Origin of the sequence: Pseudoxanthomonas kalamensis DSM 18571 (genome assembly GCF_010211745.1) — a bacterium.
In the GTDB taxonomy this organism is placed as follows: Bacteria; Pseudomonadota; Gammaproteobacteria; order Xanthomonadales; family Xanthomonadaceae; genus Pseudoxanthomonas_A; species Pseudoxanthomonas_A kalamensis.
The window spans coordinates 1-595 of record NZ_PDWQ01000063.1 but is presented as its reverse complement, the minus strand read 5'-3'; the positions used below and the strand labels follow the sequence as shown (position 1 = coordinate 595).

At 59.0% G+C, this 595-nt stretch carries 1 pseudogene; it reads left to right on the top strand.

The window, feature by feature from the left end:
- Positions 1-148: 148 nt before the first annotated feature.
- Positions 149-595, top strand: a pseudogene (locus CSC70_RS13985) (sensor histidine kinase); the annotation flags it as partial.

Below are 595 nucleotides of genomic sequence, written 5' to 3'. Positions count from 1 at the left end.
TGTTTTTGTCCAGCATATGGCTGCTTACGTTATTCTCAGCAGTCTCGTAGGCTCGTGGATGTGTATCAGAGACTGCCCCATCAGCGTATTTGCTGGGATTGTGACGATTTTGTGCTTTTTTTTTTCGCTACCGGCTTTCGGAAACTCCGTGACCGGCCCCGGTTTCTCGTTACGCCGTCGTCTGCTGATGGCAGGCGCGCTGGGCGTGCTGCTGGTGTCGTTCGCCGCGACCTGGATGCTCAGCAGCATGTTCGCTGATGCCGCTCGCGACTCGCTTGATCGACAGCTGGACGACGATCTTATCTCGCTGCTTGCGCTGACCGAGTCCGGCGATGATGGCCGCCTCCAGATGCGCCACGTACCTGACGACCTTCGCTATGACCGCGTGTTCTCGGGCACGTACTGGCAGATCTTCGATGGGCAGGGCGTTGCCTTACTGCAGTCGCGCTCGCTATGGGACTACACGCTGGCGTTTCCGGCGGAGAGCAAAGATGGAGCTTCGCATGCTTTCGATTTGAACGGACCCATGCAGCAACCGCTTCGCGGGCTGGTTCGCCAGGTTCAGCTCCCTCGCGCCCAGGGTCCGCTCGTATTC